Raw genomic sequence first — 24482 nt, 5'->3', positions numbered from 1 at the left:
TCCTTTCAGTCCTGAAGCTCCACTACTCCGATGTAAGGAAGGTTTCTGTATTTCTGGGCATAATCAAGTCCGTATCCTACTACAAACTCGTCCGGAATATTGAAGCAGCAGTAATCTACCTCTACATCTGTCACACGTCTCTCCGGTTTGTCAAGAAGTGTACAGAGTCTGATGCTTGCCGGATGTCTGCCCTTCAGGATACGCAGCAGATAGCTTAAGGTTCTGCCTGAATCAATGATATCCTCTACGATCAGAACATCTTTCCCGTCCAGTGGCTGATCCAGATCTTTGACGATCTTTACAACACCGCTGGATTTCGTATCATCACCGTAACTGGACACAGACATGAAATCCAGTGTTACCGGGCGTGTGATCCTCTTGGCAAGCTCACACATAAAGAAAACGCCGCCTTTCAGAACGCAGATCATGTGTACATCTTTTCCGTCATAATCCTTGTTGATCATATCTGCAACTTCCTGGATACGGGCATCTACCTCTTCTTCACTGAGTAAAACCCTGATTTTTTCGCTCATGCTAAAGCTCCTCCTTGGTAATGTAATTCTAACACTCTCCCTGTAGTGGAAGTGATCTTATACTTCTCGTTCATCCGTCCTCCCGGGATCCAGAGTATCTCAGATCCTACCGCAACAACCGGAAGCCTGTCTCTCATCTCCGCCGGAATCTTCTCATCAATAAAGATCCGGTTCAGCTTCTTTCTTCCGCCTTCACTGTTTACAGTAAGATAATCTCCCTGTCTTCTGGTCCGAACGCATGGACTATTTTTTATTTTATCATAATCAAACCATTTCGTATACTTTTTTTCTTCAATCTTCTGTTTCTTATAAGAAAAAATTTTCGACTCAAAAACTCCGAAAGGACTTTCCAGAATTCCAGGTACCGGAAGCTCCATAGACATTTCTCTGAGACCTGCCGATACTTTTTTTTCAGTGGAAGCATCGTTCTCTCTGTCTGATGCAGAGTTCTTTTTCAGACATACCCCTCCGTACTGTCGTATTACCCGCAGCGATTCCGGAAGGTTGATATAACGACCGTTTTCTTTTTTTTGAAGCGAAAGGACCTGGTCCACATGAAGAGATGTAAAGTCTTTACGTTTTCCTGACAGTATCTCAAACGCCTCCATCACCGCATATTCCTGAAGGATAGGATCCTGTGCAAAAAATTTTTCATCCAGAAGATAGCCATTTTCTTTCCGGCAGCCTGCCAGAAGCTCCCTTCCCTTTTTCTGAAGATACGAATCTGCCTCTGCCAGAACCCGTGCGGTTTCTGCCATATGCTCCACCGCTTTTGCATTGATCTTCTGTTCCATAGCCGGAAGAATATGGTTACGGATCCGGTTTCTTGTATAGTCATCTGAAAGATTGCTGCTGTCTGTGATATAGGAAATACCTCTCTCTTTCAGATAATTGACGATCTCCTTCCGTTCTAAACACAAAACCGGCCGGATGATCTCACCATTTACCGCCTGTATCCCGGAAAGTCCCCGGATACCGGTTCCCCTTGCCAGATGATGCAGCATAGTCTCTGCCAGATCGTTGCGATTATGTGCCAGCGCAACCCGGAACTGTCCGTTCTTTTTTGACTGTTCTCCGGAAAAACCAAGTCTCTTTTTTTCCTCCTGAAACGCCTGTTTTCGCACGATCCTTCCGGTTTCTTCTTCTCCCAGTTTCCACTTTCCGGAAAGCTCCGGAACCGGATAATGCCTGGACCGGAAAGGGATTCCCCAATCCCGGCAGATTTTTTCCACAAACTGCTCATCCCGGTCCGCCTCCTGGCCACGGATCCCATGATGGACATGAACCACTTCCATGGAAAAACCGATCTCTTTCTGAAGACTTTTCAAAATATGAAGCATTGCTATGGAATCCGCCCCTCCGGAAACCCCTGCCACAACCATATCCTCTGCTTTCAGCATCCGATTGTCTCTGATATATTTTCTTACACGTGTGATCATTTTTTCTCCTGTAACCAAAAATACTCTATTTTTTCCACAATCCTGCCACAACTACTGTCATATCATCCCTGGCATGATAATCACTGTATCCCAGGACCCTTTCCAGTATTCCCCGTCCCATCTCCCTGGGCTCTTTTTCCCGGACATCCATAATGATCTCCTTCATGGTTTCCTCTTCCCGTTCTGTAGGAAGCGCATCCAGAACTCCATCTGTCATCATGATCAGATAATCTCCATGATAAAGCTTCCTTGAGGCAGTATCAAAATCCAGCTGCTGGACCAAGCCTGCTGCAAGATTTTCCGAAGCAATGGATTCCACCCAGTGATCTCTTTTAATAAATGTGGAAGACGCCCCTGCTTTCAGAAAATCACAGATCCCGGTATAAAGATCCACCGCACAGATATCAACAGTAGAAAACATCCCTTCCCGTCCTTTCAATAGCAGTGCGGAATTCACCATTCTGGCAGCTGTTTCCTGAGAAAAGCCGGATTCCAGAAACTGTTCCAGAAGTTCCACCACGATCTCGCTTTCTTTAAACGCTTCTATTCCGGAACCCATCCCATCAGACAGACAGAGAAAAAACCTGCCATCCTCTTCCTGACGACAGATATAATTGTCTCCGGAAACCTTTTCCGCTTCTCTTGTAAGCCGCGCTACTCCGTAAAGCATCTGATAACTGACATCCTCCACAAAATGGACCATACGAAAATCTCCATTTACAATACTGCGGCTGTCGGCGTCCGGCGTCATGGAGCTTCCGCAGATCCTGGACAGGATCTGTGCGATCTCTGTCATGGAAACACACTGTCCGCTCCTGGCTCTCAGATTCAGAAATATCTGCCGTCTTCCTTCGATCTTATCCATGACCCAGACATTCTTTACAAGTACATGCTTTTTACGAAGAGCCTTTTTCAGATCTTCCTGAAACTGCGGATCTGCCGGCATGATATCATACAGCTCTTCTGCCATATGATCCATGATCCTCGAGATTTCCGTCAGCTGCTGTGCAACTGCAAGCCGGCTTTCGATCATCCGGTTATCCCACACGAGATTCTGCCTTTCTTCACGAAATCCCTCATTCAGGACCTGAAAATACTGGGCGGAACGGCCACATGCTCCCATCCATTCACTGCGTGCTCTCTGGATACTCTCTTCATTGCCTTCCTCCATGGTACGGATCATATTCTCACTGCCCCGCATGGTTTCCCCGGCACGCTCTCCCCAGCAGATCTCTCTCTGATAACATCTGGAACATACAGCCGCACTGGTGTCCGATATGATACGGTTCAGCTGTCCTCCGCTCAAAAATTCCTTACGGTAAGGCATTCCGTAGAATGTATCCGCAAGCTTCCGGAAGGATGCTGCATACCGTTCCACTTTTTCCTTCTGGGGATGGCTTTCACAAAGCGGCAGCATTTCTTCTTTTTCCTTCGTCTTTCCCGAAAAGACAGTTTTTGCCATGTCCCGGAGTATCAGCAGTATGCTGACTACGAGCATGGCAATGATCCATTCCTGCATATTTTCCCCTCCCCTTATAACCTTCACTGACTGAACATTATAAAGGAAGATCCCTGAAATATCTGTCAAAGCCGCACGAAAATGTCAAAAAAAATTTCGTCGAAACCTTTGATTTTCAGCTATTTTTCTTCCTGAAACACGATCTCGTTGTCTTTCACAAGTCCCAGCTTCTCACGAGCCGCCTCTTCCACATATTCGTCGGTCTTCATATGTTCTTTCTCTGCTTCGATTTCCTTGGTACGTTCCTTCTCACTTTCAATGGACTTCTCCAGTGCTGTAGCTTTGGAATCATAATAATCCCTGCGCCGTTCCAGAGTCTTACTCTGCAGCATAAGGCTTCCCAGCAACACCAGTGCGATCACCATGATCCCCGCCATGCCAAGATAATTATATCCGATCCGTTTTTTTTCTTTTCCATTTTTTGGATTTTTCAATCTGCTGCTCCTTTTTTACACAATCTGATCTCTTTACCTTTTACGAGCTTATACATCCAGATTTTACAACTTCTTCAAAAAAATATCAACCGGTTTGCTGTCATTTTAGCTTTAATGGAACAGTCTTTTTAAAAGGGATCCTTCTTTTTTGTCCTTTTTCCTGCCAAGATAGGTAAGACTGTCGATTTTTCCCTCCAAGCTAAGCTGCCCGCTTTTCAGATCAAGATGTTTTACATGAAGTCCTTCGCCTTTTATGGATAACTTTCCTTCCTCTGTATGCAGCAGTATTTCTTTTTCATTGAAAGAGATCACCTCCCGGATTCCCGTTATGGTGCCGCCTTTCTGCCGCTCCAGCATCAGACTGTGAAATGCTGCCGGTTTCTTCTCGTCCAATCCATACCTCCCTGGGGATGATTTCTCTTTTATTTTATGAAAAATCCATCCGGAATAGACCATCACGCCCAAACGGCAGCTGTCCCTGCATCAGATATAGCGGAACATGCTTTCCACTTCATCCTTTTTTACCGTTTCCTTAACTTCCAGGACTTCAACCTTTACATTACGGCTTCCAAACTGGATCTCCACAGTGTCACCGGTCTTTACCTGTACAGAAGCCTTGGCCGGCTTGTCATTGACCAGAACTCTTCCTGCATCGCAGGCTTCATTTGCCACCGTACGGCGTTTGATCAGTCTGGATACTTTCAGATATTTATCAAGACGCATAATTTTTCCTCCTAAAAAAGCAGGGGAAACCAAAACCCGGTTTCCCCTGCCGTTATCACTCTGAACCAACAGATTATTTACCGTTGACAACGTCCTTTAAAGCTTTTCCTGCTTTGAACTTCGGAGACTTGGAAGCCTCGATCGTCATGGTCTCACCAGTCTGAGGATTTCTTCCCTCTCTTGCAGCTCTTGTGCTTACTTCGAAAGTTCCAAATCCAACCAGCTGAATCTTCTCGCCTTTTTTCAGTTCATCTGTTACAACATCGATAAAAGATTTCAGAACAGCTTCTACATCTTTCTTGGAAAGATTGGTGTCTTTCGCCATTGCTGCCACTAACTCTGTTTTATTCATGGTGTTTCCTCCTATAATTGATGTTCTCTTATTTTTGACTTTGCTTTATATATATACCGCTTTTGGCTTATAATGTCAAGGTTTTTCGCATATTACAGGCGGAATGTGACCATTTTATCATTTCATGGAATCAACCATTTCGAGAACAGCCTTGCCCATTGCATCGGATTTCTCGTCTGCATCTGCAAGAGATGTTCCCTTAACGCCATAATAGAATTTAACCTTAGGCTCTGTTCCGGACGGTCTTACGCAAACCCATGCATCATCGGTAAGCTCATAGTAGAGAACATTGGAATTCGGAAGTCCTGTCGGCTTCTTCTCACCTGTTGCAAGATCTGTGATCTCATCCAGCTTGTAGTCACGTACAGCAGTCACCTTATGTCCGGCAAACTCAGCAGGCGGATTCTGACGAAGTGTTGTCATGATCTCCTGGATCTTCTGAAGTCCCTCGATACCCTTCATGGTAACTGCCTGAATGGCATCCTTATAGTAACCGAACTCCTCATACATATCGATCATTGCATCCCAGAGAGTCTTGCCCTGTGTCTTATAGTAAGCAGCAGCTTCGCAAAGTGCCATGGTAGCAACAATGGCATCCTTGTCTCTTGCATAGGTTCCGATCAGGCAGCCGTAGCTCTCCTCAAATCCGAAAAGATATGTACCCTTGCCACTGTTCTCAAATCCGAGGATCTGCTGTCCGATGTATTTGAATCCGGTAAGTACTTCGATAAGATTCACGTTGTATCCCTTGGCAATGGCATCTGCCAGGTTTGTTGTAACGATAGTCTTTACAAGAGCTCCGTCCTCCGGAAGGCTTCCGTTTACAGCCTTTCTCTGGCTCAGCTCATAGTTTGCAAGAAGGCATCCGGACATGTTACCGGTAAGATCATGATACTCTCCGTTTTTATCCTTTACGCGGACGCCAAGACGGTCTGCATCCGGGTCTGTGGCAAGTACGATGTCTGCATCCACTTCCTTCGCAAGCTTTAGGCCAAGCTCAAATGCCTCTGCTGCCTCCGGGTTCGGATAGCTGACTGTCGGGAAATCCCCGTTCGGAAGCTCCTGCTCCGGTACTACATATACATTCTCAAATCCAAGCTCTTTAAGGATCCTTCTGGCCGGGATATTGCCGGTTCCGTGAAGAGGTGTGTAAACGATCTTCAGGTTCCTGCCCTCTGCCTGGATCGCATCCATATGGATGATCTGTTTCTTAAGCTCTGCCATGTAAGCATCATCGACAGCCTGTCCGATCACTTCGAAAAGTCCTGCCTTTACTGCGTCTTCCTTGTCCATGGTCTTTACGGTATTCCAGTCGGAGATCGCCTTTACCTCGCCCATGATACCGGAATCATGAGGTGGTGTGATCTGCGCGCCGTCCTCCCAGTAAACCTTGTATCCGTTGTATTCCGGAGGATTGTGGCTGGCTGTTACGTTGATACCTGCCACACAGCCCAGATGACGTACTGCAAAGGAAAGCTCCGGTGTCGGACGAAGTGTCTCAAAGATATAAGCCTTGATCCCGTTTGCTGCCAGGCAAAGTGCTGCTTCCTGGGCAAACTCCGGTGACATATGACGGGAATCATATGCGATAGCAACTCCCTGGGATTTCTTGTCAACCTTGGCAATATAGTTTGCAAGCCCCTGGGTTGCTCTTCTTACCACATAAATATTCATACGGTTGGTACCTGCGCCGATGATACCACGCAGGCCTGCCGTACCAAACTCTAGATCCATATAAAAACGCTCTTTGATCTCATTCTCGTCGTCTTTGATCGCTTTCAGTTCTTCTTTTGTCGCCTCATCGAAGTATGGGTTTTCAAGCCACTGATTATAGATTTCTTTATAATCCATGTTCCAAAATACCTCCCTGTTTCTTTATATAAGATACTTAATATTATATAACAATTTTCAGAAAAAGGGAAGTTTTGTTTTTGTCACATTCAGAATCATTACTGCCTGAAGCACTGTTTTGAAAATTCCTCCCACTGTTTTTTCTGATGGATCAGGGTTCTCAGCTTTTCCACATTTTTTCCGGAGATCACAGCCTTGTTATGTGTATAATAATGATTTGCCAGTTTCCAGTATTTTTCCGGATAACAGAACCGGACTCTCAGGTTCTGCCACTCAGACTCCGAGAGCGGCCGTACGGAATCATATGCAGAAAGCATCTTCTGCGCGAGGTGCAGATCCCAGCTGTATTTCTCCAGGATTTTCCGCATAAAGCGGTACAGATCTGCCATCTGCACATCAAAGCTCCAGTGACTGAAATTCGTCACCGCTGTGTTTTTCCCAAGTATCAGCACATTATGCTGATTATATTCGCCATGACAGATACTGCCGCTTTGAAGAGACTGCTGCCGCAGATTTTTATAATCCGTGGTTTCCAGCATAGCTGCCGCTTCTTCTCCTTTTTGCAGAAACCATTCCACGCTTTTCAGATAATCTTTCTCAAAAGAATTGACCGCTCCTTTTTTTCGGATAAAACGGCGTATTTTTTTCATTTCCTGATTATGCCGGATATATTCTTCCTGCAGATTTCTTCCCGCATAATCCATTTCCACAGGAAGCTGCATGATCTTGTGGATCTGTGCCAGAGTCCGGATGCTTTTTAAAATATCGTTTTCGGATCTCGTGTCACATTCCCGTCCCTCAAACCAGATCTGTGCAGTATATGGAACAGAATCTTTGTCCCTGCTTACCAGTACGCCTTCCCTGTTTCTGAGATAGGCGTCCACAAGACAGTTCTGTTCTTTCATTTTTTCAAGAAGCTGCTGCTGCATGGAAAGCTTTTTTTCCGAGCCATGAAATTCCCGGAGTATCACCGGACCTTTTTCTGTCCGGCACAGAAGTGCCCCCCGCACCCTGCCGGAGAATGAAGCCGTAAGCCCATACTGCTCCAGCACGCTCAACCCATAATCATACAAAAAAGTTCCCCCCTGCCTTATTTTACGTTCTATTTTATGCAGGGGGGATTTTTGTTATTCTATTCGGTTTTTATGCTGTCTTTTTCTGCTGTTTCAAGAAGTTTTTCTTTTGTATTAAGGGTTGGATCTTTCAGCACACAGTCAAGAAGTCTTTCGAGCAGTGCTCCCAGTGCCGGTCCGGCCGGATGTCCTGCCTTTATAAGATCCTTTCCGGAAACTGCCAGGGTTTTCAGAGATGTACATTCACCTCTTTCAAGGATTCCCTGATAAGCTTCCGTCACACCGCTTAACCGTGCCAGCTTCTCCTCCCTCCTGTAAGTACTCTGGGATAAAAGATCTGCCTTCTGCACTTTCAGATACAGCGGAAAAAGCTCTTCTCCGATAAGATTCACAGCTCTCCGCACATCCTCGGCGTCCGGAGTGGGACGAAGATCATGATACCGGATCAGACGACAGGTATTTCGGATCGTTACATTATCAAATTTCAGACGGCGCAGGATCTTCCCCGCCAGCTTCTCGCCTGCAGGACCATGAGTCTTGAAGTGGTCTCTGCCATTCTCATCTGTCTTTTTTACAACCGGCTTGGCAATGTCATGAAGAAGCATGGTGATACGGAGAAGCCGGTCATTCTCGATTTCTGTAAGACTTTTCAGAATGTGTTCTCCCACGTTATAGCAATGATGAGGGGTATTCTGCTCGGTTTCCATACAGGCGTCAAATTCCGGAAGAAATTCCCGGGTAAGACCTGTCTCCCAGGCGGTTCGGAGATAATCCGGATGATCGGATACCAGAAGCTTTACAAGCTCTGTCTGGATACGCTCTGCACTGACATGCTCCAGATTCCCCGACATCCGCGCCAGTGCCGCTTTCGTATTTTCCTCCACAGTAAAACCAAGCTGTGCGGAAAAACGCACTGCACGGAGCATACGAAGGGCATCCTCTGTAAAACGTTCCACCGGATCCCCGACACAACGGATGATCTTCCCATTGATATCTTCCATTCCACCAAACAGATCCACCAGTCCATGTTCCGGATGATACGCCATGGCGTTGATGGTAAAATCTCTTCGTTTTAGATCTTCCTCAAGACTCCTGGTAAAGGTCACGGCATCCGGGTGGCGGCCGTCATGATATTCTCCGTCCACACGGTAGGTTGTCACCTCAAAGCCCTCTTTGCCCATCATTACAGTTACTGTTCCATGCTGGATCCCCGTATCTACAGTTCTGTGAAAAAGCTCCTTCACCTGCTCCGGAAGTGCGGAGGTAGTGATATCCCAGTCCCCAGGCACCCGATCCAGGATAGAATCCCTGACACAGCCGCCTACAACATATGCCTCATAGCCGGCAGCATTCAAGGTCTTCAGTATCTGCGCTGCCTTTTGTGGTATATTAATCGTCATGATAACTCCTCTTGATGATCGCTGCTGTCCGTTCAAAACACGTTTACATTTCGCTGTATTATCTCCATGTCAGCAGCCGAATAATATTCTGATATGTTTTCCTTAACGCTATTATAACATAGATTCATAAAAACAGCGGAGCATATTTTGCCCCGCCGTTGTTTCTGCAATATGATCATCCCACTTTTTTGAAGTGGCCTGCTGTATTTTTTAGTATGCACGTCCCCAGTAAACCATTTTCTTAGCCGGTTTTCCGCAGCATACGCAAACGTCGCTTAACTGCTCCTGCTCAAACGGCATACATCTGGATGTTGCCTGGAAATCTTCCTTGATCTTGTCTTCACATGCACGATCACCGCACCACATAGCTTTGATGAATCCCGGTTTGCTGTTGATGATCTCACCGAACTCCTCATAATTCTTTGCTACGTAAGTATGTGCCTCTCTGTGTGCACGTGCGCGCTCCAGCATATCATGCTGAATGGTATCCAGAAGCTCTTTTACCTTATCTGCGAGCTCCTCGAAGGATACTGTGTATTTCTCACGGGTATCTCTTCTGCAGAGAACTGCCTGACCGTTCTCGATATCCTTCGGTCCACATTCCACACGAAGCGGGATACCACGCATCTCCTGCTCAGCAAACTTGAATCCCGGGCTCTTGTCTGTCGCGTCAACCTTTGCACGGATACCTGCTGCCTTCAGTGCTGCAAGAAGCTCGTCAGCCTTCTCCATAACCCCTTCTTTACGCTGCTGGATCGGGATGATCACAGTCTGTACCGGAGCGATCCTCGGAGGAAGAACAAGTCCGCTGTTATCACCGTGAACCATGATGATCGCACCGATCATACGGGTTGTCATTCCCCAGGATGTCTGGTGAACATATTTCAGTGTATTATCTTTATCTGTGTACTGGATTCCGAATGCTTTGGCAAAGCCATCTCCAAAGTTATGGCTTGTACCGGACTGGAGAGCCTTACCGTCGTGCATCAGAGATTCGATGGTATAAGTAGCCTCAGCACCTGCAAATTTCTCCTTGTCTGTCTTCTGGCCTTTGATGACCGGAATCGCAAGAACTTCCTCGCAGAAGTCTGCATAGATGTTCAGCATCTGGATGGTACGCTGCTCCGCTTCCTCAGCTGTTGCATGAGCAGTATGTCCCTCCTGCCACAGGAACTCTCTGGAACGAAGGAAGGGACGTGTTGTCTTCTCCCAACGGACAACGGAACACCACTGATTATATACCTTTGGAAGATCTCTGTGGGACTGGATCTCTTTCTGGTAGAAATCGCAGAACAGAGTCTCAGAAGTCGGACGCACGCAAAGTCTCTCCTGCAGCGGATCAAGGCCGCCATGAGTCACCCATGCAACCTCCGGAGCAAAACCTTCTACATGATCTTTCTCTTTATCAAGAAGAGACTCCGGGATAAAGATCGGCATGTAAACGTTCTCTACACCGGTTTCTTTAAATCTGCGGTCAAGCTCATGCTGGATATTCTCCCAGATCGCATAACCTGCAGGTTTGATCGCCATACAGCCCTTAACACTTGTATAGCCACAGAGCTCAGCCTTCTTAACAACGTCTGTATACCACTGAGCAAAATCCTCATCCATAGATGTGATGGCCTGTACTAATTTCTTTTCTTTTGCCATGATAAATCTCCTTTTTCTTGTGATCTGTTACATATTGCCGGCTGTCAGGCAGCCACAGCAATCCGGAATCCTTCCAGCTTACTCTTCTGTCCCATAAACCGTACACTGTATTTACAATCCTGTTTTACGGACAAAAAATAAGCCATCCAAATCCCTCACAAGGGACCGAATGACTTCGGCGGTACCACCCCAGTTAACAGCCTGAAAAGCTGTTCTCTCAACACCCGTTAACGCCGGAAACACACGCCACGCTTCAATCACGCAGAGCTCCGAGGCCGGTTCCACAGTTCACGCACAGGATCCTTCCACCAAAGCAGATCCCTCTCTGAGATAATTCCCTGTGTACTATTCTCATCATCGCCGTATCTTTGATATATTTTAGGCGAAAACCGCCTCAAAGTCAACCCCAAACAAAAAAATATAACAAGTCTCTCTGCTATGAGTTACTGCTCACTCCGTTCTCAGTAACACGCTTCGCGATGCACAGAATTTATGCTAATCGCATAAATTCGCGCGGTATGTCTCGGGTTTTCTGTGATCTTCGCTCACAAAAAACACCTCGCGGAACATTGCCAGTGAACAGTAACTGCTATGCTCCTATTCCTTCACAGACACAGCCGGCATCTCCAGATACCTGTTCAGATCTTCTGTGAGAATATGGAGCTTAGTTCTGGTATCCTGTTCCTGGTACGTCAGCCGGCCTGCGATCCTGGTGATATAATCCTCTTCTTCGATGATCTCACAGGTCTCAGGAAAATTGATATCATAATACTGTGCAAGATAAGATACCCAGTAATCCACCGGCACATGTCTGTCTGCGGATAACACGGATTCTCTTCTGAGACAGGACTCCCACACTGCCGGTGAGATCAGCCCTTCTCCTGCAACCTCTTCTGATACACCAAGCATGGCCTCTATTGACGCCTCCAGCTTTACTCTGCAGTTATCCAGCTTATCGGCATCCCGGATCAGTTTTGCATGGAAAAGTGTTCTTGCATCGTGGATTCCTTCCAGTTTGAAATCACTGTGCTTCCGAATTGCTGCATCGATCAGCTCATCAAATTTATCATCCTCCACGAAACGCCGGATCAGCTTCTCCTCCCCGAAGAGAAGTTCTGCCCCGAACACGGCATGATCCATGGTTCCCGGCTCAAAGCTGTGAAATCTACGGATCTGCTCAAAACGGCCAATATCATGAAGCAGACCGATCAGCTCCGCAAGTTCCACATCTTCACCGGAACATTCCATTTTTCTGGCAATCTCTCCTGCGTATTTCACCACGCCATAGGTATGTACGATCTTCAGACAGGTCTGTTCATCCTCCCGGTCGTATTCATCCAGATATTTTTCGAATTCCTGTTTTGCATGTGCAATGTCGATCATTCTGCCACACCCCTTCTTCTTTTGTTCATTCCGTAGTTCTGTAAACACTCTGTATTTATTATATCGAAGGTCTCTGACAAATTCTACTGTATTTCCCGGAATTTTAAATCTTCTCGCTGCTGCCGAATGACTTCCCTGCTCAAGGAGCCAATTATACCCTTCGTTTCCGGAAATGATATCCGGAACAACATGGGCAACACCGCCCTCCTCTGTCTGGTCTGCCTCCACATCACGGAGCCATTTTCGGTAGAAGGAATAGGTATTTTCAAGGAAGCATGCCGTACGGCAGAAGATTTCTGCATCACCGGTCCATCCAAGACGCTCATCTCCCTGTGGTGTCTCAAAAATATTTTTTGGTTTTACTTCCTCCATAAGGGAAACCTGTCCGGTAAACCGTTTTTTCCGGTTTCATCTATTCATACTTTACGATTTCTTTCCGCAGCCGCTTCATGATCCGCTTTTCCAGGCGGGAAATGTAGGATTGCGAAATTCCCAAAAGATCCGCTACCTCCTTCTGTGTTTTCTCGCTTCCTTCCCGGTTTCCGATACCGAATCGCAGACGGATGATCATCTGTTCCCGCTTTGTCAGTTTGCTGATGGCTTTTCCAAGAAGTGCGATCTCCACCTCATCTTCCAGACGTCTGGAGATCACATCGTCATCCGTTCCCAGGATATCCGAAAGCAGCAGCTCATTTCCATCCCAATCCACATTCAGCGGCTCATCAATGGAAACCTCCATCTTTGTTTTGCTGTTTCTCCTCAGATACATCAGGATCTCATTTTCGATACATCGTGATGCATAGGTAGCAAGCTTGATATTTTTTACCGGATCAAAGGTATTGATAGCCTTTATGAGCCCTATGGTTCCGATGGAGATCAGATCCTCCACACCTACCCCTGTATTATCAAATTTCTTTGCAATATAAACCACCAGCCGTAGATTGTGCTCGATCAGAACCGACTTTCCCTCTTTTTCCTTTTCTGTTCCCAGCATTTCGATCACTTCAGCCTCCCGTTCCGCTGACAACGGCGCCGGAAGGATATCATTTCCACCAATATAAAAAACCTCTCCCGGACGATTGAACATAAATTTCCGGATCACCTGAAACGGATAGGATCTTGCAGCTGCTCTGTTCATAACATAAGCCCCCTTCTCAATTTAATAGTCTGGAATTCAAAAGTATCTCGTACTCTTCTCCCAAAGCTGAGGGCTCGGATGTTATGGCAAGCACCGGTTTTCCTACATGTACCACCCTTTCGGGAGTCTGGATCAGAAGTTCATCAAGGATCACTGCCAGCAGCAGTCCTTTTTTTCCATCTGCGGTATGACAGCTCAGAAAATGCGGCTGCAGACTGACAAATCCTGTATTTTCCAGTGCCTCTGGTTTATCTTTAATATCCATCAGTTTTTTCACCTGCTCTTTCGATATCAGGCTTCCCAAAAGTTCCTGTTTGATGATCGATACCGGCTGTTTTTTCACAGGATCCATAAGGAGATTTCCTGTATCATAAAAGCCGTATGTCTGCTGCAGCTTCCCCTGATATTTCAAAGTGACCGGGAAAATATTTCTTCTTCCAAACCGGAAGGTCTCGGTCACACATCCCAGAGTATAAAGTGTGCCATAAATCCCTGCCAGAAAAAGCAGAAATATTTTCACCGTCATGGTTCTTTCCGTTTCCAGTGCCTGATAGATCCCGCCAACCACAAAAGCTGTGAAATACAGAGCCAGAATGGTTTTTACAAGAAGGCCGCCTTTTTTCAGTCGAAAAGCAAACGACGCCATAAAAAAGGCGCAGCCGCCATGGATCAGTACAGCGGCAGGAAAAATGATCTTAAAAGGTGCACATACAAGCAGGCAGGATACAAAAGATCCAAAGGCAGCGGATATCACACATCTTCTGCGTTTCCCGTCAAGATGCAGAAATTTTCCCACAAGTCTTAAAAGCATGTAATCCATAAGGAAATTCGTCATAAAAACGATATCTATGTATATCCTCTGATACATAAGCTTCCCCCACTGCTGTTTCGTCTGCCATCGATTCTCAACTTTGGTAAGTGTATTTATTATAGGGCAGGCTCTTTGCATATTTTGTCAAATCCGGATGTCGATTCTTCTAACTTATCGGGTCGTTTCTGTCTGTCTCGACATTTATAGATTTTTTCTATGAATCGGCGACAAAAATGTATAAATTTCCGTACAATATTTGTATTTGTTGATTTTCGTACTTTATAGTGCTAAAATATTTTTTATTATATTTCGTAAAGAAATTCTATTATATGAGATACAGGAGGGAATCGAACAATGATCAATATTACCGGACATACCGGGCTTACCGGCCTTCTGGGAAGCCCCGTGGCACACAGCGTATCACCTTTAATGCACAATGAGGCATTCCGTTATCTTGGACTTGATTATGTGTATCTCTGTTTTGATGTAACAGAGGAGACCCTTCCCCAGGCTGTGGAAGGACTGAAAGCCTGTGGGATCAAGGGCTTTAACCTGACCATGCCAAACAAGAATAAGATCGTGGAGCTTCTGGACGAGCTTTCTCCCACTGCCCAGCTGATCGGAGCGGTAAATACCGTACGCAACGACAATGGAAAATTAAAGGGGTTTAATACGGATGGTTATGGATTTACTCAGTCTGCCAGAGATGCCGGCTGTGATGTAAAAGGGCGCACCATCACCGTTATGGGCGTCGGCGGTGCCGGAATGGCGATCTGCGGCCAGTCCGCCCTGGAGGGTGCAAAAAAGATCCATGTTTTTGCACGTCCTACCAGCCGTTACTGGGAACGTGCTGCTGCCATGGCAGAAAAAATGTCTCATATGACAGAATGTGAGATGATCCTTCATGAGATGGATGATCACACTGCGCTGAAGGACGCACTGGAGGAAAGCAATCTCCTCATCAACGCAACTTCTGTGGGAATGGTTCCGGATGTGACAGGCACCGTGATCCCGGACAAGACTCTGTTCCATCCGGAGCTTACCGTAGCCGATGTTGTATATGAGCCAAGAGAAACAAGACTTCTCAGGGAAGCCCGGGAAGCCGGATGTCCGACCTTTAACGGAATGTACATGCTGCTCCACCAGGGTGTAAAGGCTTTCCACATCTGGACCGGACTGGACATGCCGGTTGAACTCGTCAGGGAGAAATATTTTAAATAAAAAATATCCGGCAATACTGACCGCCTCCGCATCACAGCGTGGTCTCAATATTGCCGGATCAAAAATAAAGGCGGCCCGCCTATCACACGGGTCGCCTTTTATTTATCCGTCAATCATCTGTTTTGTTTATTTCTTCTCTTCCTGAACCTCGATCTTACGGATCGTCTTGTTCTTGATCTCTTCTTTGATGAAGTCAATGAACTCACCAAGCTCTTTCATTCCCTCATCGCCAAGATAGCGGCTTCTTACGGAAACCTTACCCTCTTCTTCCTCTTTTGCACCAACGATAAGCATGTAAGGTACTCTCTCAAGACGTGCCTCACGGATCTTGTATCCCATCTTCTCGGAACGTCCGTCTACAGAGCAGCGGATTCCTGCTTCTCTCATCTGAGCTTCAACCTTCTGTGCATAATCGTTATACTTCTCGGAGATCGGGATCACACGAACCTGCTCAGGGCAGAGCCATGTCGGGAACATTCCTGCGTATTTCTCAATGAGCCATGCCAGTGTTCTCTCATAGCATCCCATGGATGTACGGTGGATGATGTACGGACGCTGTTTGTCGCCATTCTCATCGATATAGTACATATCAAACTGCTCTGCGAGAAGTGCATCCCACTGGATCGTGATCATGGTGTCTTCTTTTCCGTATACGTTCTTTGCGTTGATATCAACCTTCGGTCCGTAGAAAGCAGCCTCGCCCACATCCTCTGTGAATGGAATGTTCAGCTCCTCAAGCATCTGGCGGATATGGCCTTCTGTCTCTTCCCATACCTCCGGCTCACCGATGTATTTCTCTTTGTTTGTCGGATCCCATTTGGAAAGATGATAGGTTACATCTTCCTCAACACCAAGTACCTGCAGACAGTACTGGGCAAGTGCGATACAGTCTTTGAACTCTTTTACCATCTGGTCCGGTCTTACGATCAGATGTCCCTCGGAAATAGTAAACTGACGAACTCGTGTCAGGCCATGCATCTCTCCGGAATCCTCATTACGGAACAGTGTGGAGGTCTCGCCGAGACGGATCGGCAGATCACGGTAGCTGTGCTGCTCTGCTTTGTATACATAGTACTGGAACGGACATGTCATCGGACGAAGTGCATAAACCTCTTTGTCCTTCTCCTCATCACCAAGTACGAACATACCATCTTTGTAATGATCCCAGTGTCCGGAGATCTTGTAAAGATCGCTCTTTGCCATAAGAGGAGTTTTTGTTCTTACGTATCCACGCTTTGTCTCCTCATCCTCGATCCAGCGCTGAAGCTCCTGCATCATGATCACACCGTTTGGCATGATAAGCGGAAGTCCCTGTCCAATCACATCTACAGTTGTGAAGATCTTCATCTCACGGCCAAGCTTGTTATGGTCACGTCTCTTTGCTTCTTCCATCTGCTCCAGATGCTCTTTCAGCTCATCCTTTGTAGCATAGGCTGTTCCGTAGATACGTGTGAGCATTGCGTTTTTCTCACTGCCTCTCCAGTATGCGCTGGAAGAAGAAAGAAGCTTGAATGCCTTGATGCCTTTTACACTCATCAGGTGCGGGCCTGCACAGAGGTCTGTCCAGTCTCCCTGTGAATAGAAGGAAATCTCTTCTCCCTCCGGAAGATCCTCGATCAGCTCAACCTTGTATGGCTCATTTTTCTCTTTAAAGTATGCGATGGCATCCTCACGGGATTTTGTAAAACGCTCGATCTTTGCGCCTTTTTTGATGATCTTTTTCATCTCTTTCTCAATGGCGTCAAGATCCTCCCGTGAAAATGGCTCGTGGTCGAAATCATAGTAGAAGCCTGTATCAATGGATGGTCCGATGGCAACCTTTGCCTCCGGGTATAAGTTCTGTACAGCCTGTGCCATTACGTGAGATGCTGTATGACGGAGAACTGCAAGGCCCTTCTCGTCTTTCGCTGTAAGGATATTCAGCTCACAGTCGCTGTCAAGAACTGTACGAAGATCTACGACCTCTCCGTTTACTTCTCCTGCACATGCAGCACGTGCAAGGCCTTCGCTGATGTCATATGCGATATCGATCACAGCTTTTGCTTCTGCATATTCTTTTTTTGAGCCGTCTTTTAATGTAATGATCATTGTTTTTTCTCCTTTCATTTTAAATGAAGTTTCTATGGTACACAGTATGTGTCTGCTTTTGCAAGAGATTCTGCAATAAAAAAATCCCTCACAGTACATCACATACTGTAAGGGACGAGTTCATTCATTCTCGCGGTTCCACCCTGCTTGCTCTGCTGCCCAGTCATGCCAGGATGCAAAGCCTCTTAATTATGATGATAACGGAATCACCGGACCGGATTGGGGCCACTCGGAGGTAGTCTTCGGCTGTTTCCCGATAAGATGTTTCCAGCACTTCACATCTCTCTCTGTAACGTTTCACAGCTTACTCGTCTCGTCAACGTGTTTTTTATTTCTTTTTCTGTGGTTCATTATAAGCGCAGTATTTTTATTTGTCAACGCATGTTGACAAAATTTTTGAGATTTCTCTTCTCGCACAGATCTACAGATTTCCCATGAGTTTGTCTTTGATAATGGCCAAAATCTCACGGGGAATGTAGATAAAAAGACGCCAGCTTCGATACCTGGAAGGTACCATGGCCACTTCCCGGAATCCACATTTTCTTGCAATGGCTGCTCCTCTCCATACATGAAAATTGTTCGTCACCACGCCTACGGAACAGTCTGTAGTTCCGATCTTTCTGCAGCTGAATTCCAAATTCTCTTTCGTACTGGTAGATTCCTCTTCCCGTATCAATCTGTCCCCGTCTATTCCGTGACCGGTAAGATAACGATACATAGCCTCTGCCTCGGAAATGTTTTCTCCATCGCCTTTTCCTCCAGAGAGCACTGCCTTCGTACCCGGATTTTCTTCAAGATAAAGAAGGGCCCTTCTGGCTCGTTCCAGAAGGGCAAGTGTCATCCGTGTTCCGTCCACATGGGCACCTAACACGATAATGTAATCCAGATTCTTCTTTACGCTCATTATCTTCCGCAGCAGTGTTTGTATTTCTTGCCGCTTCCGCATGGGCACGGATCGTTTCTTCCGACCTTGTGCGGTTTCACAACTGTGCCGGATTTCTTCTGCTCCATGTAGAGGGTTTTCTTTTTCTCTTCTGTGAAGATCTTGTCCCACTGAGGAAGGTTGTAAAGCCAGTCAGCCTTGGCATCTACCATGTTCTTATAGAGTGCCTCTTTATCAAATGCAAGGTTTACCTTGGTATCCTCATCCATAGTCTCGATCGGGTTCGGAACCTTCAGACTGTCATTGATTCCGTCAAGGAAACCAACCATAGTCATAACGTCCTGACCGTATTTCTCAGCAAGCTCTTTTACAGTTCCGGAAACAACCTCATCCGGGTTCTCAAGAAGCTGCTCATAAATATTCTTCTCAATGTTAAAATAATTTGCCCAGAAGCGCTGAAGCTTATTCTTATCTGCATTCTGATTATAAGCAATGGAACGCCACTGCTCAAGAATTGTCATATCGCTCATTGTCTGATCCTCTTTTCCAAAATTTTAGATAAATAAGACGGAGATTTATATTCCGCTTCGCAATTTCTATTTATTATATCATCTTTTGGCGAAGAAATCAAATATATCTGTTTCATATCCGAGTTATTTTATCACACTGTGATTTAGTTCAAGCAGATATTCGCGCCCCCGCAGGGGACTTACTTGCTTCAGTTAAAATATTTTCTGAGAAGATAAGTCGGAGTGCAGCTCCATGCGTGGCAGTAGCTGTTGACAATGCTGCTTCCATATGGAGATTCTACAGGATTTTCCGGATTATAAAGCTCCCAGAATGTATCCGCACCGTGGCTTAACATTCCGCCCCAGTAATATTTCATATATTCCATTGCCTGGTCTTTTTTACCACACATCAGAAGTGCTTCCACAAAATGATGGTTCATATACGGAGAAACCATTCCTTTTTCCGGTTTCAGTTCCACCAGACGATCCAGTATTTCTGCTCCTTCTTCGCCGCTGACTGCTTCCGCCAGAATAATCCATACCTGACTTGCTCATGATATAAATGGCAATATCGTGCTTTCCAAGCATTACCGCTATACCCCTGTTTTTCCCCATGAACATGAATTTTTTGAGATTCTCTGTCTGTATGACGGAACTGCCCACACTGCGATACAGGGGATCGAACACACTTTGCATACCGGAGATATCTGTATCATCCCACCGCATACCACTCACAGTGTGGGGATCTTTGATGACAGTGTTGCTTTTAATATTCTGGGCCATGCTGTTGCGTTTTCACGAAAATGATATTGAATCCATCCTTACAAAGGACAGCACCGGAAATTCTGTAACGGAAATCCTCAACTACCTGAACCGTCACTACCAGAGCGTTACCTTACATGAAGCTGCAAAGCATTTTGGCTATAGTACTTCCCACCTCAGTACCCTGATCAAGGAAAGTACCGGACGGACATTTTTACAGATCATCCGGGATATCAAGCTGAACCAGGCATGTCATGCTCTGCGTGAAACCTCTCTCAGCAATCTTGCGATCTGTGAACTTGTAGGGTATGAAAGTCCGGAGCATTTCATGCGTATTTTTTAAAAAACATATGGAATGACTCCCGGTGAATACCGGAAGAAGAACAGGGAATAAAAGATTACAAGATCTTATATATTTTCTGTATAACAGATGCCCTTCCGGGAGATACTTATCATATCCTCCCCTTTAGAATGCAGAGGGCTTCGCGATGGTGCAGGCCCTCTGCGTTTCTCTTTTCACACTGAAGGTCATTTCACACCAAGCTTCTCAAGCGCCTTCGCCGCCTGCTTCAAATTCTCAAACTGGATGGTATGGATACCGGCTTTTCCGGCTCCCTCACAGTTCACGGCACGATCATCCAAAAATACCGATTTCTCCGGTTTCAGGCTGTAACGCTTCAGAAGTGTTTTGTAAATATCCACCTCAGGCTTGATCTGCTGCACATCACAGGAAAATACCACTCCGTCCATATATTTCAGAAAAGACATATCCTGCTTTGTACGATCCAGCATATAAGTTCCGTAGTTGGAAAGGACATAGAGATGATATCCCTGATTTTTGAGATATTTCACCCAGGTTTCCGCATAATCATACAGATGCATACACTCCGGATCACGTCGTACCACCTCACGGATATCTGCTTCATATTCCGGTGCACTTTCCACAAATTTATCTACATACCAGGACTCCTCATGCTGTCCACGGTCCTGTTCCTCCCAGATCGGGTTTCGAAATACTGCATCTGCGATTTTCTGATACTTTTCTTCCGGGAAGTCATAGCTCCGAAGATACTCTTCCCAGTCATAGCCCATCAGCACATTTCCCACATCAAAAATAATATTCTCGATCATACGGTTTTCATCCTCTCTCGGCTTCTTATTTCCCCAGATCCGATACGCCATCCAGAAAACATACGCTACGATCGGTACCAGAACTGCTGCCGCAAAAGCCCCCCGGAACAAAGCCTGGGCGTTTTCACTGCTTCCCCAGGCAAATGCCATTGGAAGGCAGAATATAAGAAGTAATATGACAACACCTGCAAGTGCTGCGATTCTTTTAAAATTTTTCATTGAACTTCCTTTCACATGATACATCCGCTATTCTATCTGTTATTTTAACTGAATATCTCTTTGAACCAAAAGGGCGCCGGAGAAATTCTTCCCCGGCGCTTCCTGTTGTCATAATCCTGATACTGTAAAAATAATTATCTATAAATGATGTCGTTTCTTCCTGGTCCGTTAGAGATCATTGTGATCGGGAATCCAATATGTTTTTCTACGAACTCTACATATTTTCTGCAGTTCTCCGGAAGATCCTCATATTTTTTGATTCCACGGATATCGCATTTCCATCCCGGAAGCTTCTCAATAACCGGTTTTGCTTTCTCAAGCTGCACAGTTGTCGGGAATTCTGTTGTCACCTCTCCGTCGATCTCATAGCCTGTGCAAACCGGGATCTCATCCAGATATCCCAGAACATCCAGTACTGTAAAAGCAACGTCTGTAGCTCCCTGGAGACGGCATCCGTATTTGGATGCAACACAGTCGAACCATCCCATACGTCTCGGACGGCCTGTAGTAGCACCGAACTCACCACCGTCACCGCCACGTTTTCTCAGCTCATCTGCTTCCTCGCCGAAGATTTCAGAAACGAATGCACCTGCTCCAACTGCACTGGAGTAAGCTTTGCATACGGTTACGACCTTCTTGATCTCATATGGAGGCAGGCCTGCACCGATGGCACCATAAGCAGCCAGTGTGGAAGAGGATGTAACCATCGGATAGATTCCGTGATCCGGGTCTTTCAGAGTTCCGAGCTGTCCCTCAAGAAGAACCTGTTTTCCCTCTTTCAGTGCATTCCAGAGATAGAGAGATACGTCGCATACGTATGGCTCAACCATCTTCTTGTATTCCATCAGCTCATTCATGATGTCTTCCGGTTTCAGAAGAGGCTTATGATAGAGATGCTCAAGTGTTACGTTCTTGGTCTCGCAGATACGTACAACCTTCTCTTTCAGTGCTTCCTCATCAAAAAGCTCACTTACCTGGAAGCCGATCTTTGCATATTTGTCAGAATAGAACGGAGCGATTCCGGATTTTGTGGAACCGAAAGCCTTGCCTCCAAGACGCTCCTCTTCATACTGATCGAACAGAATGTGGTAAGACATTACCATCTGTGCTCTGTTGGAGATCAGGATCTTCGGTGCCGGTACTCCACGGCCTACTACTTCGTTGTACTCCTTGAAGAATACCGGAATGTTCAGTGCAACACCGTTTCCGATGACACTGGTCGTATGTCCGTAAAACACACCTGACGGAAGTGTATGAAGTGCGAATTTACCGTAATCATTTACGATGGTGTGGCCCGCATTGGCTCCACCCTGAAATCTTACGATGATATCGGCTTTCTCAGCAAGCATATCTGTGATCTTGCCTTTACCTTCATCTCCCCAGTTTGCTCCTACTACTGCAGTTACCATAACACAGTTCCTCCTTGTGTCTTTCTCTATTATTCGGAACGGCATGTTCTCTGCCTGTAATACACAGAGACACGTCATTCCTGTCTGTGTTCATTTCTTAATGTTTATAACATCTTGGAATTATACGTTGATCTCAACCTTAACGCCAAGCAGATCCTTATGTGCATCCAGAACCGGCTGTACCACATTGGCGATAAATGCCTCTGTCTGCTCTTTGGCACGTCCTGTATATCTGGACGGATCCATGGATTTCTGAAGATCCTCAAGAGTCAGGTTAAATGCCGGATCTGCTGCGATCAGCTCAAGAAGATTGTTATCTTTACCCTCTACCTTCACGTTCTTTCCTGCTTCCATGGAAAGCTCACGGATACGCTCATGAAGTTCCTGACGGTCTCCGCCTGCCTTAACTGCATCCATCATGATATTCTCAGTTGCCATAAATGGAAGCTCAGACATCAGTCTCTTCTCGATAACCTTCGGATAAACAACCAGTCCGTCTACAACATTGAGGCAGAGATCCAAGATTCCGTCGATCGCAAGGAATCCTTCCGGAACGCTGAGACGCTTGTTTGCAGAGTCGTCCAGAGTTCTCTCAAACCACTGTGTTGCAGATGTGATCGCCGGGTTCAGTGCATCGATCATCACATATCTGGACAGGGAAGCAATTCTCTCACTTCTCATCGGATTTCTCTTATATGCCATAGCGGAAGATCCGATCTGGGATTTCTCAAATGGCTCCTCTACTTCTTTCAGATGCTGAAGAAGACGGATATCGTTGGACATCTTATGTGCACTTGCAGCGATTCCCGCAAGGATATTCAGCACACGGGTATCAACCTTTCTGGAATAGGTCTGTCCGGAAACCGGATAGCAGGATCTGAATCCCATCTTCTCTGCGATCATCGGATCGATCTTGTCGATGGTCTCCTGATCCCCGTCAAAAAGTTCCAGGAAGCTAGCCTGTGTACCGGTTGTTCCCTTGGAGCCAAGAAGCTTCATAGTGCTTAATACATACTCAAGGTCCTCAAGATCCATCAGGAATTCCTGAGTCCAGAGAGTTGCTCTCTTACCTACGGTTGTCGGCTGTGCCGGCTGGAAATGAGTAAACGCCAGAGTCGGCTGATCCTTATACTGTGCAGCAAACTTGGAAAGCTCAGCGATCACGTTCACAAGTTTCTTGCGGACAAGTTTCAGTGCCTCTGTCATAACGATGATATCCGTATTATCTCCTACATAACAGGAGGTCGCTCCCAGATGGATGATACCTTTTGCCTTCGGGCACTGTACACCAAACGCATACACGTGAGACATTACATCATGGCGAACCTGACGCTCACGCTCCTTAGCCACATCATAGTTGATATCATCCGCATGAGCTTTCATCTCGTCAATCTGCTCCTGGGTGATGTTAAGGCCAAGCTCACGTTCCGTCTCAGCAAGTGCGATCCACAGCTTTCTCCATGTGCGGAATTTCATGTCCGGGGAAAAAATGTACTGCATCTCTTTGCTTGCGTACCGCTCTGACAGCGGGCTTACATATCTGTCTGTATTCATTATTATCCTCCTGATTACATACATCCGGGCCGGAATGGCGAATGATCCGTTATCTGCCCGAATCTGGTTAATTCACGCCTCTTGAAATTATATAACATTGCCTCTTTAAAAGCAACCGTTTGTTACTCCATACCCTGATGGAATTTTCCCAAAAATTCCCTCATTCTGCCATTTTCGGAAGAAAATACCTCCTGCGGCGTTCCCTCCACTGCGATCACACCCTTATCCATAAAGATGATACGGTCGGAAATATCTCTTGCAAAATTCATTTCATGAGTAACGATCACCATGGTGATATGCTCCTGAGCAAGATCCTTGATAACCTTCAGGATCTCACCGGTCAGTTCCGGATCAAGTGCAGATGTAGGTTCATCAAAAAACAGGATCTTCGGATTCATAC

General features: G+C 46.1%; 25 protein-coding genes. 3 read left to right on the top strand and 22 right to left on the bottom strand.

Annotated features, from left to right (window positions below; genetic code table 11):
• Nucleotides 1-5 precede the first annotated feature (5 nt).
• The 14 genes from hpt to AB5026_RS05870 form a co-directional block, all read right to left on the bottom strand.
• Nucleotides 6-533 (bottom strand): hypoxanthine phosphoribosyltransferase, encoded by a 528-nt coding sequence (gene hpt, locus AB5026_RS05935; protein ID WP_015527123.1) that lies wholly within the window; start codon nt 531-533, stop codon nt 6-8.
• The gene (gene tilS, locus AB5026_RS05930; protein ID WP_118753308.1) at nt 530-1972 is read right to left on the bottom strand and encodes a tRNA lysidine(34) synthetase TilS; all 1443 of its coding nucleotides are present in this window, start codon (nt 1970-1972) and stop codon (nt 530-532) included. Before tilS ends, hpt begins: the two co-directional genes overlap by 4 nt.
• Nucleotides 1973-1997: 25 nt before the next feature.
• Complete coding sequence (locus AB5026_RS05925; protein WP_015527120.1) at nt 1998-3491, bottom strand: SpoIIE family protein phosphatase; 1494 nt, start codon at nt 3489-3491, stop codon at nt 1998-2000.
• A 119-nt stretch (nt 3492-3610) separates the two neighbouring features.
• The gene (locus AB5026_RS05920) at nt 3611-3925 is read right to left on the bottom strand and encodes a septum formation initiator family protein (protein ID WP_021650636.1); all 315 of its coding nucleotides are present in this window, start codon (nt 3923-3925) and stop codon (nt 3611-3613) included.
• Nucleotides 3926-4036: 111 nt separating this feature from the next.
• On the bottom strand, nt 4037-4318 hold the full coding sequence (gene yabP / locus AB5026_RS05915) for a sporulation protein YabP (RefSeq protein ID WP_368212965.1): 282 nt from the start codon (nt 4316-4318) through the stop codon (nt 4037-4039).
• Between the two features lie 90 nt (nt 4319-4408).
• Nucleotides 4409-4648 carry an RNA-binding S4 domain-containing protein gene (locus AB5026_RS05910; RefSeq protein ID WP_015527118.1) on the bottom strand — a complete coding sequence of 80 codons (240 nt, stop codon included), beginning with the start codon at nt 4646-4648 and terminating at the stop codon, nt 4409-4411.
• Between the two features lie 73 nt (nt 4649-4721).
• Nucleotides 4722-5015, bottom strand: a complete 294-nt coding sequence (locus AB5026_RS05905; RefSeq protein WP_227573730.1) for an HU family DNA-binding protein — start codon at nt 5013-5015, stop codon at nt 4722-4724.
• 102 nt (nt 5016-5117) lie between these two features.
• A complete protein-coding gene (locus tag AB5026_RS05900; protein ID WP_015527116.1) occupies nt 5118-6851 on the bottom strand; it encodes a phospho-sugar mutase in 1734 nt (577 codons plus the stop codon).
• A gap of 98 nt (nt 6852-6949) precedes the next feature.
• Nucleotides 6950-7924: a hypothetical protein gene (locus tag AB5026_RS05895; protein WP_022427359.1), complete on the bottom strand. Its 975-nt coding sequence runs from the start codon at nt 7922-7924 to the stop codon at nt 6950-6952.
• A gap of 59 nt (nt 7925-7983) precedes the next feature.
• Nucleotides 7984-9324: a CCA tRNA nucleotidyltransferase gene (locus tag AB5026_RS05890; RefSeq protein ID WP_368212964.1), complete on the bottom strand. Its 1341-nt coding sequence runs from the start codon at nt 9322-9324 to the stop codon at nt 7984-7986.
• Between the two features lie 210 nt (nt 9325-9534).
• Nucleotides 9535-10974, bottom strand: coding sequence for a proline--tRNA ligase (gene proS / locus AB5026_RS05885; RefSeq protein WP_015527114.1), 1440 nt, complete (start codon nt 10972-10974; stop codon nt 9535-9537).
• 597 nt (nt 10975-11571) lie between these two features.
• The gene (locus AB5026_RS05880; protein WP_368212963.1) at nt 11572-12729 is read right to left on the bottom strand and encodes an HD domain-containing protein; all 1158 of its coding nucleotides are present in this window, start codon (nt 12727-12729) and stop codon (nt 11572-11574) included.
• Nucleotides 12730-12769: 40 nt separating this feature from the next.
• Complete coding sequence (sigE, locus tag AB5026_RS05875; RefSeq protein WP_015527110.1) at nt 12770-13495, bottom strand: RNA polymerase sporulation sigma factor SigE; 726 nt, start codon at nt 13493-13495, stop codon at nt 12770-12772.
• 16 nt (nt 13496-13511) lie between these two features.
• Nucleotides 13512-14363 (bottom strand): sigma-E processing peptidase SpoIIGA, encoded by an 852-nt coding sequence (locus tag AB5026_RS05870; RefSeq protein WP_059085399.1) that lies wholly within the window; start codon nt 14361-14363, stop codon nt 13512-13514.
• Between the two features lie 297 nt (nt 14364-14660).
• Between AB5026_RS05870 and AB5026_RS05865 the strand changes: the two genes are divergently transcribed.
• Nucleotides 14661-15527 carry a shikimate dehydrogenase gene (locus AB5026_RS05865; RefSeq protein WP_022427354.1) on the top strand — a complete coding sequence of 289 codons (867 nt, stop codon included), beginning with the start codon at nt 14661-14663 and terminating at the stop codon, nt 15525-15527.
• A 126-nt stretch (nt 15528-15653) separates the two neighbouring features.
• Here AB5026_RS05865 and thrS read toward each other — a convergent pair whose 3' ends face one another.
• The 4 genes from thrS to AB5026_RS05845 all read right to left on the bottom strand — a co-directional run bounded on the left by thrS (nt 15654) and on the right by AB5026_RS05845 (nt 19486).
• Nucleotides 15654-17615, bottom strand: a complete 1962-nt coding sequence (gene thrS, locus AB5026_RS05860; protein ID WP_110102483.1) for a threonine--tRNA ligase — start codon at nt 17613-17615, stop codon at nt 15654-15656.
• Between the two features lie 421 nt (nt 17616-18036).
• Nucleotides 18037-18519 carry a YdcF family protein gene (locus tag AB5026_RS05855; protein ID WP_092071306.1) on the bottom strand — a complete coding sequence of 161 codons (483 nt, stop codon included), beginning with the start codon at nt 18517-18519 and terminating at the stop codon, nt 18037-18039.
• Nucleotides 18519-19028: an SEC-C metal-binding domain-containing protein gene (locus AB5026_RS05850; RefSeq protein ID WP_015527105.1), complete on the bottom strand. Its 510-nt coding sequence runs from the start codon at nt 19026-19028 to the stop codon at nt 18519-18521. Before AB5026_RS05850 ends, AB5026_RS05855 begins: the two co-directional genes overlap by 1 nt.
• A gap of 188 nt (nt 19029-19216) precedes the next feature.
• Nucleotides 19217-19486 carry a hypothetical protein gene (locus tag AB5026_RS05845; RefSeq protein ID WP_256137098.1) on the bottom strand — a complete coding sequence of 90 codons (270 nt, stop codon included), beginning with the start codon at nt 19484-19486 and terminating at the stop codon, nt 19217-19219.
• Between the two features lie 94 nt (nt 19487-19580).
• On the opposite strand from AB5026_RS05845, the gene AB5026_RS05840 reads away from it, so the two are divergent.
• Both AB5026_RS05840 and AB5026_RS05835 read left to right on the top strand, forming a co-directional pair.
• Nucleotides 19581-19814, top strand: coding sequence for an AraC family ligand binding domain-containing protein (locus AB5026_RS05840; RefSeq protein WP_173759125.1), 234 nt, complete (start codon nt 19581-19583; stop codon nt 19812-19814).
• Entirely contained in the window at nt 19759-20112 is a 354-nt protein-coding gene (locus tag AB5026_RS05835; protein WP_368212962.1) for a helix-turn-helix transcriptional regulator, read from the top strand. Before AB5026_RS05840 ends, AB5026_RS05835 begins: the two co-directional genes overlap by 56 nt.
• Before the next feature lie 185 nt (nt 20113-20297).
• Here AB5026_RS05835 and AB5026_RS05830 read toward each other — a convergent pair whose 3' ends face one another.
• The 4 genes from AB5026_RS05830 to AB5026_RS05815 form a co-directional block, all read right to left on the bottom strand.
• The gene (locus AB5026_RS05830; protein WP_015527102.1) at nt 20298-21119 is read right to left on the bottom strand and encodes an HAD-IA family hydrolase; all 822 of its coding nucleotides are present in this window, start codon (nt 21117-21119) and stop codon (nt 20298-20300) included.
• Between the two features lie 134 nt (nt 21120-21253).
• Nucleotides 21254-22528, bottom strand: a complete 1275-nt coding sequence (locus AB5026_RS05825; RefSeq protein WP_022426147.1) for an adenylosuccinate synthase — start codon at nt 22526-22528, stop codon at nt 21254-21256.
• A 120-nt stretch (nt 22529-22648) separates the two neighbouring features.
• The gene (gene purB, locus AB5026_RS05820) at nt 22649-24082 is read right to left on the bottom strand and encodes an adenylosuccinate lyase (RefSeq protein WP_044961987.1); all 1434 of its coding nucleotides are present in this window, start codon (nt 24080-24082) and stop codon (nt 22649-22651) included.
• Nucleotides 24083-24204: 122 nt separating this feature from the next.
• On the bottom strand, nt 24205-24482 hold a 278-nt coding region (locus tag AB5026_RS05815), incomplete at its 5' end, for an AAA family ATPase (protein ID WP_368212960.1).

It is taken from the genome of Blautia sp. RTP21359st1_E11_RTP21359_211015 (assembly GCF_040910705.1).
Lineage (GTDB): Bacteria > Bacillota > Clostridia > Lachnospirales > Lachnospiraceae > Blautia_A > Blautia_A fusiformis.
Note: the sequence above shows the minus strand (reverse complement) of the source record. Positions and strands in the feature narration are given on the sequence as shown.